This window comes from Bradyrhizobium sp. 142 (assembly GCF_023074015.1).
Taxonomy (GTDB): domain Bacteria; phylum Pseudomonadota; class Alphaproteobacteria; order Rhizobiales; family Xanthobacteraceae; genus Bradyrhizobium.
The window spans coordinates 76,405-91,732 of the sequence record NZ_JADPKQ010000110.1 but is presented as its reverse complement, the minus strand read 5'-3'; the positions used below and the strand labels follow the sequence as shown (position 1 = coordinate 91,732).

General features: G+C 61.3%; 14 protein-coding genes. 6 read left to right on the top strand and 8 right to left on the bottom strand.

What is annotated here, in order from left to right; translation table 11 throughout:
• Nucleotides 1-59: 59 nt before the first annotated feature.
• A complete protein-coding gene (locus tag IVA82_RS11170) occupies nucleotides 60-476 on the bottom strand; it encodes a hypothetical protein (RefSeq protein WP_276578103.1) in 417 nt (138 codons plus the stop codon).
• Between the two features lie 306 nt (nucleotides 477-782).
• Here IVA82_RS11170 and IVA82_RS11165 point away from each other — a divergent pair, with 306 nt between their 5' ends.
• Nucleotides 783-1,130: a winged helix-turn-helix transcriptional regulator gene (locus IVA82_RS11165; protein WP_346658823.1), complete on the top strand. Its 348-nt coding sequence runs from the start codon at nucleotides 783-785 to the stop codon at nucleotides 1,128-1,130.
• A 54-nt stretch (nucleotides 1,131-1,184) separates the two neighbouring features.
• Here the strand turns inward: IVA82_RS11165 and IVA82_RS11160 are convergent, their stop codons facing one another.
• From IVA82_RS11160 to IVA82_RS11150, 3 genes are all read right to left on the bottom strand, one after another.
• On the bottom strand, nucleotides 1,185-1,964 hold the full coding sequence (locus tag IVA82_RS11160) for an SDR family oxidoreductase (RefSeq protein WP_247391414.1): 780 nt from the start codon (nucleotides 1,962-1,964) through the stop codon (nucleotides 1,185-1,187).
• A 73-nt stretch (nucleotides 1,965-2,037) separates the two neighbouring features.
• Complete coding sequence (locus IVA82_RS11155) at nucleotides 2,038-3,042, bottom strand: NADP-dependent oxidoreductase (RefSeq protein ID WP_247391412.1); 1,005 nt, start codon at nucleotides 3,040-3,042, stop codon at nucleotides 2,038-2,040.
• A gap of 34 nt (nucleotides 3,043-3,076) precedes the next feature.
• Nucleotides 3,077-3,940 (bottom strand): alpha/beta hydrolase, encoded by an 864-nt coding sequence (locus IVA82_RS11150; protein WP_247391409.1) that lies wholly within the window; start codon nucleotides 3,938-3,940, stop codon nucleotides 3,077-3,079.
• Between the two features lie 449 nt (nucleotides 3,941-4,389).
• Here IVA82_RS11150 and IVA82_RS11145 point away from each other — a divergent pair, with 449 nt between their 5' ends.
• Nucleotides 4,390-4,965, top strand: coding sequence for a TetR/AcrR family transcriptional regulator (locus IVA82_RS11145; protein WP_247391407.1), 576 nt, complete (start codon nucleotides 4,390-4,392; stop codon nucleotides 4,963-4,965).
• Nucleotides 4,966-5,027: 62 nt separating this feature from the next.
• Here IVA82_RS11145 and IVA82_RS11140 read toward each other — a convergent pair whose 3' ends face one another.
• From IVA82_RS11140 to IVA82_RS11130, 3 genes are read right to left on the bottom strand one after another with little or no spacing between them, the layout of a single operon-like run.
• Nucleotides 5,028-5,732: an SDR family NAD(P)-dependent oxidoreductase gene (locus tag IVA82_RS11140; RefSeq protein ID WP_247391405.1), complete on the bottom strand. Its 705-nt coding sequence runs from the start codon at nucleotides 5,730-5,732 to the stop codon at nucleotides 5,028-5,030.
• 16 nt (nucleotides 5,733-5,748) lie between these two features.
• Nucleotides 5,749-8,073 (bottom strand): molybdopterin-dependent oxidoreductase, encoded by a 2,325-nt coding sequence (locus tag IVA82_RS11135; RefSeq protein WP_247493303.1) that lies wholly within the window; start codon nucleotides 8,071-8,073, stop codon nucleotides 5,749-5,751.
• 20 nt (nucleotides 8,074-8,093) lie between these two features.
• A complete protein-coding gene (locus IVA82_RS11130; RefSeq protein ID WP_247391401.1) occupies nucleotides 8,094-8,720 on the bottom strand; it encodes a TetR/AcrR family transcriptional regulator in 627 nt (208 codons plus the stop codon).
• 170 nt (nucleotides 8,721-8,890) lie between these two features.
• Between IVA82_RS11130 and IVA82_RS11125 the strand changes: the two genes are divergently transcribed.
• Together IVA82_RS11125 and IVA82_RS11120 are read left to right on the top strand one after the other, a co-directional pair.
• Nucleotides 8,891-10,087: an acetyl-CoA C-acyltransferase gene (locus IVA82_RS11125; RefSeq protein WP_247391393.1), complete on the top strand. Its 1,197-nt coding sequence runs from the start codon at nucleotides 8,891-8,893 to the stop codon at nucleotides 10,085-10,087.
• Nucleotides 10,088-10,184: 97 nt separating this feature from the next.
• Nucleotides 10,185-11,396: a multidrug effflux MFS transporter gene (locus tag IVA82_RS11120; RefSeq protein ID WP_247391391.1), complete on the top strand. Its 1,212-nt coding sequence runs from the start codon at nucleotides 10,185-10,187 to the stop codon at nucleotides 11,394-11,396.
• 195 nt (nucleotides 11,397-11,591) lie between these two features.
• Here the strand turns inward: IVA82_RS11120 and IVA82_RS11115 are convergent, their stop codons facing one another.
• The gene (locus IVA82_RS11115) at nucleotides 11,592-12,353 is read right to left on the bottom strand and encodes a GntR family transcriptional regulator (protein WP_247391389.1); all 762 of its coding nucleotides are present in this window, start codon (nucleotides 12,351-12,353) and stop codon (nucleotides 11,592-11,594) included.
• Between the two features lie 77 nt (nucleotides 12,354-12,430).
• Here IVA82_RS11115 and IVA82_RS11110 point away from each other — a divergent pair, with 77 nt between their 5' ends.
• Nucleotides 12,431-13,747 (top strand): M20/M25/M40 family metallo-hydrolase, encoded by a 1,317-nt coding sequence (locus tag IVA82_RS11110; RefSeq protein ID WP_247391387.1) that lies wholly within the window; start codon nucleotides 12,431-12,433, stop codon nucleotides 13,745-13,747.
• A gap of 18 nt (nucleotides 13,748-13,765) precedes the next feature.
• Complete coding sequence (locus IVA82_RS11105) at nucleotides 13,766-15,313, top strand: ABC transporter substrate-binding protein (protein ID WP_247391385.1); 1,548 nt, start codon at nucleotides 13,766-13,768, stop codon at nucleotides 15,311-15,313.
• Nucleotides 15,314-15,328 lie beyond the last annotated feature (15 nt).

Below are 15,328 nucleotides of genomic sequence, written 5' to 3'. Positions count from 1 at the left end.
TTGAAATCATTTGGAGAAGGTGGGCCATGCCGCGCAATCGTCGATAGGCACAGCGGAAATCACGCATTGACATCGACGACGGTGCGGCCTTGGACTTTGCCGGCGAACATTCGTCGCACCACATCGGGGACCTCTGTGAGGCCGACGACCTGCGTGGTCCGTGCCAGTTTTGCCAGATCGAGATCGCGTGCCAGGCGCGACCAGGCCTCGATCCGCACCTCCTGCGGGGCATTGACCGAGTCGATCCCGGCAAGAGTGGCATTGCGCAAGATGAACGGCAGGACCGTTCCGGGAAGATCCATGCCTTGAGCCAGGCCGCAGGCCGTGACCACGCCGCGATACTGCGTCTGCGCCAATACGTTCACCAAGGTATGGCTGCCGACGGAATCGACTGCGCGATCCTGTTCGTTCATTTCGGCCACGCTGGTCGAAATCTTCTCACCTGTCTTTGCTGCCAGCAGCGCCTTGAACGTCATCGCAATATCCTCGGGTGCGTGTTTGCTGTCGACGGACCTAGGCGCGCGCCTCCCCTGGCTCAAGAAGGCACAATTAAAGCGGGTACTATCAATTATGAGGGTATCGGACGCCGCAGGGACTGCTCGTGCGAGCAATACCTTCGCCCTGGCACACCGAATGCCTGAAACGCATATTGTAGTACGGTCATCATGTGATATGGTCGACTTGGTCAAGCCCGTCTGTGGGGTCGATAAACACGTCAGGCTTAGCGAGGTAATCCGGTGCGCCCCAGGAGGTTTGATGCCAAAAGCGGATGCGCAGTTGGAGTGACGCTTTCCGTGATCGGAGGTCTCTGGAAGCCGCTGATCCTGTTTCATCTCTTCGCCGGCAAGAAGCGGTTCATGGAGCTGTCCCGAGCGATCCCCAATGCCACGCAGAGAATGTTGACCCTTCAGCTGCGCGAACTGGAGGTCGATGGCGTCATCCTGCGGCATGTGTATCCGCAGATTCCGCCGAAGGTGGAATATGAAATCTCTCCCTTCGGCCAAAGCCTCAGCCCTATACTCCTCTCGCTCCGGAAGTGGGGGCAACACTACGGAGATTCGATCGAGGGCACGGCTCTGCAGCACCCAACACCTGACGCGCAGCGGTCAAACGCTTGCTCTCACACGTGAAAGCGTAGCCAAGGCAAGCATTACTCAGCCGTCATCGCGCTCCTGGAATGATAATCACCATTTCTCCGCCCATGGCCGCAGCACGACCTCGAACGCCCAGGTCGACCGATGCTGACGGTGCAGTTGCAGATACGTTTTCGCGATATGGTCAGGGTCGGCCATATTGTCGTCGACAGTCGTCCCCGCCAGCCGGTGCGCGCGGGTCCCATCTTCCTGAGTCCAGCCGATCGCGGCGTCGATCGGCACATTCGCTACGTGGATACCCTGCGGCATCAGTTCTCTGGCCATGCTTTGCGCGAGTCCGGACTTGGCATGACATGCCATTGCAAACGCGCCACTTGATGGGAAGCCTTTGAGCGCCGCGCTAGCGTTCGTGAAGATGATCGTTCCTCTCGCGCCGTTGGCGTCGGGTTCGTTTCCGAGCATCAGCCGAGCTGCCTGTTGACCGACCAGAAAGGCGCTGAACGCTGAGTTTCGAAGTGTCTCGAGCACCATGACCGGGTCGGCCTCGATAACGTTCTTGCGAAAAATGCCGGGAACCCGGCCATCGATGTTATGAACGACGAGCCTTGGCGTGCCGGCGTCCCGAACGACGTTCCCGAACAGCTGTGCCACCGCCCCCGGCTCACTTGCATCGCAGGCGTATCGACGCACGCCATGCGTCTTCTCCAGGGTTCCAAGGACCGGTTTTTCGGGATTCCTGGCTGCGACGCAGACACTCATGCCGTTCTCCGCGAACAACCGAGCGCAGCTCGAGCTGATGCCCGGACCGCCGCCGACAACGAGTGCGACGTCCCGTACGGAAGGTTGGGTGTCGCGGTTGGATTGGGTCATGTTGTTTCCTCGAATGTGTTTGGTGGACGGCTGGCGTCGTGGCGTCGCAACTCAGGAAGCGTCGCTACGGGACCTATTGTTTCACTGCAACGACAACCTTGCCCTTGGCGCGCCCGGTCTCAACATAGGCAAGGCCGTCCCCGGTCTTTTCAAACGGGAAAACTTTGTCCACGACCGGACGGATCACGCCGGATCCGATCAGGGACGTGATTTCACTCAGCTGCTGCCCATGAGCACGCATGAACAGGAACGCATAGCGCACACCAAGGCTTTTGGCTTTCTTCCGCGCACGACGGCTCAGCAGGCGCATCACCAGTTTCAGGAATAGGTTCAACCCCAGGTCCTTGGCGAAATCGGCATCCGGCGGCCCTGAAATCGAAACGAGGAAGCCACCGGGCTTGAGCACGCGCAGGGATTTCTCGAGCGTCTTGGCGTCCTGGCTGTGCAGGACCAGATCGTAGCCCGACAAGACCTTCTCGAAATCCTGCGTCTTGTAGTCGATGACCACGTCCGCACCGAGGCTTCTGACCAGCTCGACGTTTCTCGTGCTCGTCGTGGTCGCAACTGTCGCCCCGAGATGCTTCGCGAGTTGTATGGCAAAAGTCCCGACACCGCCGGAGCCGGCCTGAATGAAGACCTTCTGTCCAGGCTTCAGCTTGGCCACCTCGACCAGCGCCTGCCAGGCGGTCAGCCCCACCAGCGGGATGGAGGCGGCTTCTTCCATGCTGATGTTCTTGGGCTTTAGCGCCACGTCAGCTTCATTCATGGCAATGAATTCCGCGAACGTTCCGACCCGATGATCACGCGGCCGTGCATAGACCTCGTCACCCAGCTTGAACCGGCTGACTTTGCTGCCAACCTTGGTGACAATCCCGGCAACATCGTGCCCCAGAACGAAAGGCGGACGATACGGTAGTATGAGCTTGAATTCTCCGTCCCTGAGCTTGGAGTCCAGAAGGTTCACACCAGTTGCATGAATTTGAATGAGGACATCATCGCCGCGCAACTCAGGTTCTGGCACGTCGGCCAGGCGCAGAGCACCTTTCTTTTTGTATTTGTCGACAACGAATGCCTTCATTGCTTCTTCTCCGATTTGAAATCCGGTGGCGGGATCAAGCGCCGATGAAGGACAGGGCCTTCGGTACGAAATCGGCGTAGTACTGAAAAATCCCGCCATGCCCGGCATCTTCGTAGATAACGAGTTGCGCGCCCGAGATACGGCGCGCCATATCGATGCTGTTGGCAGTCGGCACCATGATATCATCGTCGCCATTCGCGATCAGTACCGGGATCCGAATGCTTCCGAGATCCTGAGGCGCTTGGAGACCCCAGTGCTTGATCGCCTTGAGTTGTCGCAAGAAGGCTTCCGGTGTGGGTCCTTTGTCCCGGTCTGCCTTGCGCTCCTTCAGCCGCTCAAGAAAGGCTTTTGCGGCTCGGCGACCGTTGTCTGTGGACGTGAAGAACAGGTAGAGTTTTGGGTCTCGCAGTGTCAGCAAGCCCTTGATCATCAGTGGCCAGGACACTGGTCCCACCTTGTCGATACCAGTGCCGCCCGCCGGGCCCGTGCCGGTCAGAATGAGTTTTCGCACCAGGTCCGGCGCCTTCAGCGTGATATCCTGCGCCACGAATCCGCCGAGAGAAAAGCCAAGCAGATCGACCTTTTGGAAGCCTAGCGCACGGATCAGAGCAATCGTATCCCGCGCCATTTCATCAACGGTAACAGGCGCTTTCCCGCCTGACACGCCGATACCTCGGTAATTGGTCGCGATCACACGATGGCTGGTGGCGAGCCCATCGACAATCCGCGGGTCGAAATTGTCGAGAACCGCGCCCCAATGGTTGAGAAGGATCAGCGGCACGTCGGTGCGGGGACCGATATCGCGATAGGCAAAAGTCGTTGCTGCAGCACTGATCGAAAGATTCGGCGCATCGACATAGCGCACGACCGATCCGTTGTGACTGACATAACTGGTCATCGCTAACTCCATTGTCCGGCTCGGACCGGAAATCCTAAGATGCAGGGATATTCGGTCGGATGGCGCAGCTCCCTGCTCGCGCGCCACGATGCCGGCTACGCTGGCGAGTGACGTATCGGACGGAACAAGCCGGGACCGACATCAAGAATGTGCCCTGTCCCTACCCGGTGGCAGGAGCCTTGCCGATGCCAGCCCGACGCGCCGGCGAGAAACGCCGTCTTCTGGCGCGCCCTGGCCTTCCTCATCTGCATCTTTTTACCTCTTGACGAAACAAGGTCTCCTTCAGCGGGGCGGGAGGGGTCCTCGTCTCATTTTTTTGATGACGATCGTCATCTTAACTGATAGATGACGATCGTCATGAATAATGTCAAGCGGAGTTTTTGCGAATCTGAGACCGCTCGGCCGCGGCCAGTAGGGGACCGCCAGAAGAAAGTCCGCAAACCATGAGGGTGTCACGAGAAAAGGCGCAAGAGAACCGCGAGCAGATTATCGAGACCGCGGCGCGCCTGCTGCGTGAGCATGGTTTCGACGGCATCGGCGTCGCCGACATCATGAAAGCAGCCGGGCTGACCCATGGCGGCTTCTATCGCAACTTCGCTTCAAAGGACGACCTGGCGGTCAAGGCCAGCGAACATGCGATGGCGGACACGATAGCGTTGCTGAAGAATGGGCTGGCTCAACAGCAGCCTCAAGATCCGTTGCGGGCGGTGATCGAAAGCTATGTATCGTCGGCCCATCGCGACGATCCAGGTTCCGGATGCATTCTGCCGGCGTTGGCCGCGGACGCCGCGCGCCGCGATGATCCCGCTCTGCGCGCCGTCTTCATTACGGCGATCCAATACTACCTCGACCAGATTGCGAAACTGTCGTCCGCGAGCCCAAGGGCTGCAGGCAGCAGACATCCCGCAGCAATCCTGTCGGAGATGGTAGGCGCTGTCATATTGTCTCGGGTGATTGCGAACGACCCTCTGGCGGAATCGCTGGTTGCTGCCGTGGTGGCGGATATTGCCGGACCCATCCCTTAGACGCGCATCGGATGAAGAGTGACGCAGCGCGCCAGCGGCCCGTGTTTCCCATCGGAGGAGCGTCACCAGTTTTCGCGGAACGGCCGAAGTTCCGTGAGGAATGACCAAGCCGATCGGTCCTGCCCGTAGAGATGGTACAGTTCGTCGGCGATGGCGGAGGGTTTGATGAAGAATTCATCCGGCCTGTCGCTCATTCGCGCGCGCATTCGGGGCGTGTCGATCACGGCGTCGATGAGAAGATAAGCGACGTGCACGCCGAGAGGTCCCATGTCACGTGCGATCGACTCGGTCAAGATGCGCTGCGCCGCCTTTGTCGGAGCGAAGCCTGCGAAATTGGCTTTGCCCCGGATCGAAGACGTGTTTCCCGTCACCAGGATCGCACCGTTCCCCCGATCAATCATGTCGGGAGCCACTTCGCGCGCGAGATACAACAAGCCCATCACGTTGACATCGAAATTGCCCTTCAGCATCTTCGGTTCGATTTCGCGAAAGCTTCCCCACCCCCCGCCTACTGCGTTGTGGACGAGAACTTCAGCTGAGCCGAAGCGGCGCTTCACATCAGTGACTACGGTCCGCACCTGGCTCTCGTCCGAGACGTCGCAGGTCATCGCGTGGACATCGGGAAGCTCTTGGGCAAGGCGATTGATGAGTTCCACGGAACGGGCAAGCGCGATGATGCGGAATCCGCCGGCAGAGAAGCGCTTGACGATGGCGGCTCCGGTGCCCGGCCCAACCCCGGTCACGATCGCGATTGGTTTCTCGGTCATTTGCACTCCCTTCACGCTATTGTCCGGCTGCTCTCAAATGAATTCGCTCGGACTGCGACTGATAGGCGGCCGCCTCCTGCGCGGACACCAGGGCCAAACGAACTGCAACGTTCTTGTGGTAGGGCGTACCCGCGATGGGATCACGGTTGCCGCTCTCGGTGAGCAGATTGATGCGTGGCCCGTTGATCAGACGCTCTCCGTCCGACGTGGGGTATGCCTGACCGTAGCCGTGCGGCAGCGCCAGCTGGCCATTTCGCATGGCGTCATCGACCTTGCAGCGGACGATGAGCCTCCCGACTACCGACTCGACGGCAACCCAGTCACCATCCCTCGCACCCAACTCAGACAGATCGATCGAATTGATCAACATGGCGCCGTCCGGATCCTCGCGACGCCATGCGGGATCGCGAAAGATCTGATTGGCATTGAACATGCGGCGCCCCCCAGCCGCCAACATAAACGGGAACTCCTTTGGCCCTACCGCGGCCTTGGAATCGAGACGCGCCAGCCATTCCAGCATCTGCGGGACGATCAGCCGGACCTTGCGATCCGAATGGCTGATCAATGACCAGACCTCGTCATAGTCGTGCTGGGTAATCGCCGTGCCCTGCCGGCTGGCCACGATCGTGTCGAACAGGAGATCGCCGAGCTGATGGTCCGCCACCTCATCCGATGCGCCGATCGCACGTCGCACCGCTTGCGGCGATCGCTTTGCGCAAGCCAGGGCCGCGCCCCACAAGGGGGCCGCGGCTGCCGTGCCATCCGGAAGCGTCTGCCCCAGCGTATGGTAGAGCACCAGGGCAGCGACTGGGCCGGCGGATGGGTTTTCTGCAATGAAAGCGCGAAAGGCGACGGCGAACTCGGCGCGGGAACGTTGCGCCGCGTCCCGCAGGGGCGCGAGCACATTGTCACCTGGTAGAAGTCCCAAAGCGATGGCAAGCCGCGTGTAGATCTCGGGCTCCGGCAAGGTGCCGTCGAGCGGCGGCAAGACACCGGCACGAACGTGAAAATAGTTCGTCGGAAATTCGAAGTTGAATAGAGTAAATTCTGTTTTCTCAAATTGCGAAGACGCCGGGAGAACGTAATGCGCGAGCCGCGCGGTTTCGGTCATCGCAACGTCGACCACGACGCATAGTTCAAGCGAGCGCAGCGCGCGTTCCACCGCCTCGGTGTTTGCCGCCGTGTTGGCTGGATTGGAACTGTCGATCCAGGCGCAACGCAACCGGTCGGGATGGTCCTTGAGCACTGCTTCGGGGAAAATGTTAGGCGGCAGCAGGCCCCCAATAATCGCGTCACCGGTCGGCGCGAAAGTCTGGTTCGGAGAATTGCCCCATAGCGGTTGGAGCCAGCTATGCAATTGGTTGGTGCCTTTACGGCCGAAATTGCCGGAAAGCATGATCATGAGCTTTTCGAGATAGGAGTTGAGCGTCGAGTTGATGCCTTGTTGGATGCCAAGCTCGACCCGCACCACCATGGCCTTCGCCGCTGCGATCATCGCGGCGCAACGCTCGACATCCGCGATCGAGATATCGGCGGCTGCCGCCCATTCTTCGACGGGGATGTCTAGTAGCGCCTGCCTCACTTCTGCGAAGCCGATCGTATGCTCCTGAATGAACGCGTGGTCGATCTGATCGGACCGGACAAGCGTGGCCAGTAGCGCGCCCAGGAGAAACGTGTCGGCACCGGGACGAACCGCGAGATGCAGATCCGCCATTTCGGCAGTTTCGGTTCGCCGTGGGTCAATGACGATCAGCTTCCGCGCCGGATCCTTTCGGATTTGATTGAGATGGTCGCGCGCATTGGGGAAGCCGTGCGCGATCCAGGGATTTGCACCGATGACCAGCAAGAGATCGCAATGATGGACGTCCTCGGCGGTGTGACACGTCTGGCTACCGAACATATGGCCATTGACCCAGAAGTCGCCGGTTTTCTCCTGCGAAAGGGCGTTGAAGACGCTACGCGAACCCAGCGCACGCAATAGTCCACTGGCGTAGGCGCCGCCCGCATGGTTGCCCTGCCCGCCGCCGCCGTAAAGGGCAATACTCTTTCCGCTATGCTTGTCGACGATGTCTCGCAAGCGCTCCGCAATTTCCGAGATCGCCACGTCCCACTCGATTTCGTCGAAGCCGCCGTCCGCGCGCCGACGTAGCGGCTTCGTGAGCCGATCCTTGTGATGCGCATAATATGGAATCCGGGTCGCCTTGTTGCAGAGATAGCCTTGTGATTTCGGGCTCGATCGGTCGCCTCGCACCTTCTCGATGCGCTCGTCATTCACCAAGACTTCGATCCCGCAATTGATGTAACACAGGTTGCACGCCGTCTTGAGCCACTTGCCAGCCATCATGGTGACCTCCACTAGCTTTATGCCTTTTTGCAGCGCATCGCTTTTATGGTTCTTCGCTGGGGCTTCCGAATCCGGCCTCCGGCGGTCCTACGTCCGGCATCGAGGATGCAGTTGGAAAGTTTCCCCGCGCCGACGGCACGCGACAGTACGATCGATCCAACCATGGTTGCGATAGCGCCCGTCGCGATTTGGCGTGCCTGTCGAGGCGGCGGCTCACCGGGAAGCAGATCGACAAGGACATCGATCATCATCTCCAGTTTGGAAGCCAGGGCCTGCTGCTCACTCGGGCTAGATCGAGCTACGTCGACGGCCAGGGCCGGAAGCGCGCAACCGTGTTTAGGATTGTCGCGATGCCTAGGACTAAGGTAATCGGCGATCAATGCCTCGAAGCGCTCGCCATTGGCCTTGTCGTTGGTCAGTTTTCTCCACCGCTCAGTGGTTTGGTCCATTGCAAAGGCAATCGCCTCGCTAACAAGCGCGGCTCGCGAAGCGAAATGGTTATAGAAGCCGCCATGCGTCAAATCCGCAAGCTTCATCAACTCGACCACACTGAGCCCTTCGGCGCCCTTTTGGCGCAAACCGTAGGAAGCGTTTTCAACGATCCGATCGTGGGTTTGACGCCTGTGGTTTTCTAGGTATCGCATCGCCACTCCGTGCAAGGCGCTAAGGTGATCGGCTGCACAATCTGTCCCCATCCCTCGCAGCAATTCTGGAACCGCGCTTCCTTGAAGATCGCGGCAACATTTCATTGCAATACTGGCTACATTATATGATTATCATCATATAACAACACCTATCAGCAGGAGAGTTCGCCATGGCCGTTGCTTCCGACCCCGTCGTCATCGTTTCCGCCGTCCGCACGCCGCTGGGCCGCTTCATGGGCAAGCTGTCGCCTCTCAGCGCCCACAAGCTCGGCTCTCACGTGATCGGCGCGGCGGTCGAAAGGGCCAAGCTTGCGCCCGAACGGATCGACGAGGTTTTCATGGGCAACGTATTGCCAGCCGGCCAGGGCCAGGCGCCGGCCCGGCAGGCGGCCCGCGGCGCCAAATTGCCGGATGCTACCGGAGCCACCACCGTCAACAAGGTCTGCGGTTCCGGCATGAAGGCAACCATGCTGGCGCACGATATCATCAATGCCGGCTCTGCCGAGATTGTATTGTCCGGCGGCATGGAGAGCATGAGCAATGCGCCCTACCTGCTGGCCAAGGCTCGCGGCGGCTACCGCGCTGGCCATGACCGCGTCATCGATCACATGATGATGGACGGTCTGGAAGATGCTTACGAGACCGGCCGCTCGATGGGCGATTTCGGCGAGGCCACCGCGGAATCCTATCAGTTCACCCGCAAGGACCAGGACGCCTACGCCATGGAAACGCTAACCCGCGCCCGCAAGGCGGTCGAGGGCGGCGCGTTCAGGGCCGAGATCGCGCCGATCACGTTGAGCGAAAAAGCCGGGCCGCGGATCATCGCGAACGACGAACATCCGCTGAAAGTGGACCCCGCCAAGATTCCCGGGTTGAAAGCAGCTTTCCGCGCCAACGGCACCATTACGCCGGCCGCCTCCTCCGCCAATGCCGACGGGGCCGCGGCGCTCATCCTCGCAAAGCGCTCCCTCGCCGATCGTGAAGGCCTGCCCGTGCTGGCCGAGATCAAGGGCCACGCCACCCATAGCCAGGAACCAGAATGGTTCACTACGGCGCCGATCCCGGCGATTCGCAAGTTGTTGGACAAGGCCGGCTGGAGCGTTGGCGATGTTGACCTGTTCGAGATCAATGAGGCCTTTGCCGTGGTGGCGATGGCGGCGCAGAAGGATCTGGGCATCCCCAGGGAGAAGCTGAACGTCAATGGCGGTGCCTGCGCGCTCGGTCATCCGATCGGTGCCACCGGCGCGCGCCTGATCGTGACTTTGTTGCATGCACTCGAAGCCCAGAACCTCAAACGCGGCGTCGCGGCATTATGCATCGGTGGCGGTGAAGCCACCGCCATCGCGATCGAGCGCGTCGTCCGCTGATAGCCCGGACGATCCGGAAAATGAGGCTCGGCGAGCGGTGCGCACTGCGTCGCTCGTCTTCTTGCTACCTGCCTAACCCAACAACGCGAAAGTTCCCATGACTGACCAGTGCGAAACGATCAAGGCCGCGAAGCCGGATGTTCCCGTCTCCAGCGTCCTGCCGATCACGATCCTTTCCGTCCTGGCCGCCATGGGAACGCTCGCGACCAACATCTTGCTGCCGTCGCTGCCCCAAATAGCGATCTCATTGAATGTCACGAGCGCGGCGGTCACCTCCGCGATCACTGTCTTTCTTGCGGTGTTCGGGTTGGGCCAGCTCCTGGTTGGACCGCTTTCGGATCGCTACGGAAGACGCTGGCCGGTCCTGATCGGATTTGCCGTGTTCTTCGGCGGCAGCATCTGGTGCGGCTTGGCAAACGACCTACCCAATCTTTTGGTCGGCCGGGCAGTCCAGGCTGTGGGCGCGTGCGCCACGTCAGTGCTGTCCCGTGCCATCGCCCGCGACATGTTCAGTGGGGCCGCATTGGCACGCGCGTTGGCCCTGATCATGATCGCAATGTCCGCAGCCCCCGGCTTCTCGCCGCTGCTCGGCGGTGCACTCGATCACAGCTTTGGCTGGCGCTCCGAGTTCGCCCTCGTTGCGGCCTTTGCCGCAGTTGGCGCCATTGCCTACGGCATCATCCTCGGCGAAACCCACCATTCGACCCGCACTCCGCTCAACCCGCTCGCCATCGCCAGGACGTATGGTGGCCTGCTTGGCGATCGTCGTTTTGTTATCCCCGCTGCAACCGCGAGCCTGATCATAGGCGGCTTGTTCTCTATGTTTTCGGCTGCACCACGCTTATTCATTGAAGCGCTGCACTTCACGCCGATCCAGCTCGGCCTTTTCTTCGCCGGCACCGTCTTTATCGTGTTCGCGGCCGGTATGCTGGCGACAAAACTGGCGCCACGCTACGGGCTCGATGGCCCGATCAGGGCGGGACTGTGGGCGACGGCGGCCAGCAGCGTTGCGATCCTGTTCATCTCGATCACCAGCCCCACTTTCCTGCCGTTTCTGGGCGCGATGAGCGTATTTCTCCTCGGCATGGGCGTTGTCAGTCCACTGGCTACCGCGCGGACGCTTTCTCCATTCGGGGAGAAAGCCGGCGCCGCCTCGGCGCTGCTGGGTTTCTGGCAGATGATGAACGCCGCAATCGGCGTATGGCTTGCTGCCACGGTGTCACACGAAGCGATGTTGGCACTTGGCATCGTGTTGAGCGCTTTTTCACTGCTGGCGCTTGGCTTGTACGCCCGAAGGCAGGAGTCTTGATCGGCCTTTGCTTCCGCACGAGCCGAGCGCACCGCATCGATTGGCCTCGCACGCAGCAGTACGAGGTGGCCGCCAAACAAGCGCGGACACACGAAATCACTCGCTCGGAGAACTCATCAACATCACTAGTACAGCATTTGGTACTGCACGGCCGACCACGGTCCCGCGCAGGAGGGGCAACGGCTTCGAGACAGGCTAGCGGATCTCGTTCACGTAATGATGATGCGCAGTCGTGGCGCGATGCTCGCTCAGGATCGCAAGCGCACCGGCTTGATCGTACGCCTCCTCGCGGATCACCAGAACGGCGTTCGGCGAAGCTAGCGCAAGCAGACGCCGGTCCTCCTTGTCGGCGAGCTCTGCCAGAAGTTTCTCGCGTACCGCGGCGATGCGAATGCCATAGGCGTCGAGCAGATGGAGATAGAGCAGCGCTGGCACGTTCGCCGCCTTGCGCGGGAAATCAGGCACGCGGCGCGCAATCAGCCGGATTCGCGAATGCATCACCGGCTCGCGGCCAACACGTCGAATGCGGTGAAGACAGAGCAGCGGCTCACCAGCGGCTTCCGCGAAGAGCACCGCCTCCTCGGCATCTGCCGGCCGCAGCTCCACGGACAAGGCTTCGGGCACGGAACGCTGGAGGCTGCCGTCTTCGCCGTGAAGTCGGAAATACTGGAAGAAAAAGCGCAGACTGTGTTGCGGCGCGCGGCCGGTCACGACCGTCCCGGTCTTGCGCCGGCGCACCAGCATGCCGTCGGCCGTCAGGTCTGCAAGCGCCCGGCGAATGGTGCCGACCGCAACCCCGTATCGCGCAGCAAGCGCAACTTCACCGGGAAGCACAGTGCCCGGGGACAGCTCGCCCACCAAGATCGCCTCGGCGATCTGCCGCTTGACGTACTCGTACAACGGAACCGGCAGGCTTGACGGGCCGTTCGCCGCTGCTTTTGCCTGTTTAGCGGTCACATCTGCCTCATTCTTTGGAATTGACAGCAATCGGCTTCGCCTATTTCTTTATAGAATATAGAAATGAGCCGCCGCAAATGGTTTCTCCACTGCCAGGCCTTGGTCAGGCCAGCCCGACGCTGGCTGACGGTTTCGCCGAGATCGAGCGCACAGCCGAACGTGCGATCGACGATCTTGCGCGGATGGTGGCAATCGACACGACTTTCCCGCCCGGCGCGGGATACGAAGCGTTTGCCGGTTTGATGGAGAGCGCTGTTGCGACGCTCGGCCTGGACTGCCAACGCGTTGACGTCCCCGAACATTTGTGGCGCGTGGCGGGCGGCCCGGCGCAAGGACGCAGAACCAATCTCGTCGCGCGCCGCCGCTCGGACAAGCCGGTGCTCGGGCTGTATTTTCATGTCGACACCGTGCCGGCAGCGCCCGGGTGGGAAACCGATCCGCTGAGACTAACACGCGACGGCGATCGCCTGATCGGCCTCGGCGCCGCCGACATGAAGGGCACCATCGCGGCCGTGCTGCTCGCGCTCCGCGTCGCCGACACGATCGGCCTTCCACTCGGCTACGACCCGATGCTGCTGCTTTGCTCTGACGAAGAAGGCGGACTCTATCCCGGCGTGCGCTATCTGGCGGAGCAAGGTTTGCTCGAAGGCCACATTCTCAACTTCAATGGTGCCGCGGCGCCGCGCATCTGGGCCGGCTGCTTTGGTCTCTTCACGCTTCTGGTGCGCGTCCGCGGCAAGACAGTTCACGCAAGCGAAGCCAGGACCGCTGGCTCAAGCGCCAACGCGATCGAGGTCGCACTGCCCGTCCTCAATGCGCTCGCAGCATTGAAACCAGAAATCGCTGCGCGAACGTCCGCCCTGCCCGCGCCGCCGCATGCGACGCATCCGCTCTCAGCCCAGCTTGATATTTCCGCGGCCCATGGCGGCCAGTGCGGCGGCCAGATTCCATCGCTCTTTGAAGTTCTCGTCTGTCGGCGCTATGCGCCGGAGGAAGACTTTCGGGCGGCGCGTGCCGAAATCGAGAACGTCGTGCTTGCGGCGGCCCCCGGAGCTGACGTCGACGTGGTTCTCACCGGCCACCTTATGCCGACGTCCGATCCGACAGGCCCGCACTGGCCGCGCTGGCAGGAGGCGCTGTCGGCCGGGTTCGGATACGTACCTGACGATTTCGCCAAATGGGGCGCGACGAGCTGTTCTGATTTCGGCTGGGTGCAACAGACCGGAATGCAGGAGATCCTGCTAACCGGCCTCGTCCGGCCGGAAAGCTGCGTTCACGCGCCCGGCGAATTCACCACGCGCACCGACATCGTCGCGCTGGCGAAATCGGTCCTTGCCTATCTGTCCGCCGAATTCCGTCCCGCTCTGTCTCCCGAAACACTCGCCGCCCGCTAACTCAAGGAGCACACATCCATGCTGTCCGTCAGTCGCCGTCTTTTCCTTGCGGGAACCGCGATCGGCCTCGCCGGCCTGCCCAGGATCGCCTTCGCCGAAACACCGAAGCGCGGCGGCGCGCTGCGAATGTCGCTCGACCAGGCTGCATCGGTCATTCATCCGATGCAAGCCCGCGTGAACCCGGAATACCTCGTCACTGAGCTGCTCTACTCCAACCTCACCCGGCTGAAGCCGGACATGACCGTCGAGCCTGACCTTGCGATCTCGTGGGAGCCGAACGCCACACTGACAGAATGGATCTTCAAGCTGCGCCCGGGCGTGACGTTTCACGACGGTTCGCCGCTGACCGCCGACGATGTCGTCGCCACCATCAGCGCCATCCTCGATCCGAAGACCGCGTCCCCCGGCCGGACCAATGTCGGCCCGATCAAGGATGTCGCCACGGTCGATTCGCTGACCGTCAAGTTCACATTGACAGGCTCCTATGCCGACCTGCCCGTGGCACTCACCTATCTCAACGCGCGCATCGTTCCGGCCAAGGTCGTCGCCGGCGACCTCGCGAGCCTTTCGACCAAGGCCAACGGCACCGGCCCATTCAAGCTGGCATCCTATGAGCCCGATCGCCGGATCGTCGTCGAACGTAACCCTGCCTATTATGATCCGGCGCGGCCTTACCTCGACCGCATCGAACTGCTGGTCTATCCGGACCGCACCGCCGAGGCGTCCGCAATGATCTCCGGTGAGATCGATTTGCTGCTCACGACCACGCCGGGTGAATACGAGCGCCTCGTCAAGGCCGATGGCGTCAAGGCCCTGCGCACCCCATCCGGCCAATTCCTGAACATCAATCTCGGATGCGACCAGAAGCCGTTCAACGACGTGCGCGTTCGCCAGGCCCTGGCATTGGCGGTCGATCGCGAAGCAACCGTGGGTTTCGTCGCCGGCGGTTATGGCACGCCGGGCAACGACACGCCGCTGAGCTCCGCCTACCACTTCTACAAGGACCTTCCGCTGAAGAAGCCCGATATCGCCAAGGCGAAAAAGCTGCTGGCCGACGCAGGCTATCCCAGCGGCATCGATTTGACGCTGGTCGCATCCGACAAACCGTCGACCCGCACGCAGCTCGGCGTCGCCGTCCGCGAGATGGCGGCCGCAGCCGGCTTCCGCATCAACGTGCAGACCATGCCGCATGCCACCTACCTCGACCAGGTCTGGAAGAAAGGCAATTTCTACGTCGGCTTCTACAACATGCAGCCGACTGCCGACGCCATCTTCAACCTGCTCTACACGTCGAACGCGGCCTGGAATGAGACCCACTGGAACAACGCGGACTTCGACACCGTCATCAATGCAGCCCGCGTCGAGGCCGATGACGCGAAGCGCACGGCACTCTATGCCAAGGCACAGGACATGATGAACGCCGAGGTCCCCTCGGTGATTTCGGCATTCTTCGACCTGCTCGCGGCACAACGCTCCTACGTCGACGGCTACGTGCTGCACCCGCGCGGATCGGTATTCCGCCTCGACATGGTCTCGCTCGGCGCCGGCGTGCCGAAGCGCGCCTGACCCCGGAGGCGCTCG

Coding starts and splice junctions, on each gene's coding strand:
- IVA82_RS11170 (WP_276578103.1), bottom strand. CDS start 476: ATGACGTTCAAGGCGCTGCTGGCAGCAAAGACAGGTGAGAAGATTTCG.
- IVA82_RS11160 (WP_247391414.1), bottom strand. CDS start 1,964: ATGACCCAATCCAACCGCGACACCCAACCTTCCGTACGGGACGTCGCA.
- IVA82_RS11155 (WP_247391412.1), bottom strand. CDS start 3,042: ATGAAGGCATTCGTTGTCGACAAATACAAAAAGAAAGGTGCTCTGCGC.
- IVA82_RS11150 (WP_247391409.1), bottom strand. CDS start 3,940: ATGACCAGTTATGTCAGTCACAACGGATCGGTCGTGCGCTATGTCGAT.
- IVA82_RS11140 (WP_247391405.1), bottom strand. CDS start 5,732: ATGACCGAGAAACCAATCGCGATCGTGACCGGGGTTGGGCCGGGCACC.
- IVA82_RS11135 (WP_247493303.1), bottom strand. CDS start 8,073: ATGGCTGGCAAGTGGCTCAAGACGGCGTGCAACCTGTGTTACATCAAT.
- IVA82_RS11130 (WP_247391401.1), bottom strand. CDS start 8,720: ATGCGATACCTAGAAAACCACAGGCGTCAAACCCACGATCGGATCGTT.
- IVA82_RS11125 (WP_247391393.1), top strand. CDS start 8,891: ATGGCCGTTGCTTCCGACCCCGTCGTCATCGTTTCCGCCGTCCGCACG.
- IVA82_RS11120 (WP_247391391.1), top strand. CDS start 10,185: ATGACTGACCAGTGCGAAACGATCAAGGCCGCGAAGCCGGATGTTCCC.
- IVA82_RS11110 (WP_247391387.1), top strand. CDS start 12,431: ATGGTTTCTCCACTGCCAGGCCTTGGTCAGGCCAGCCCGACGCTGGCT.
- IVA82_RS11105 (WP_247391385.1), top strand. CDS start 13,766: ATGCTGTCCGTCAGTCGCCGTCTTTTCCTTGCGGGAACCGCGATCGGC.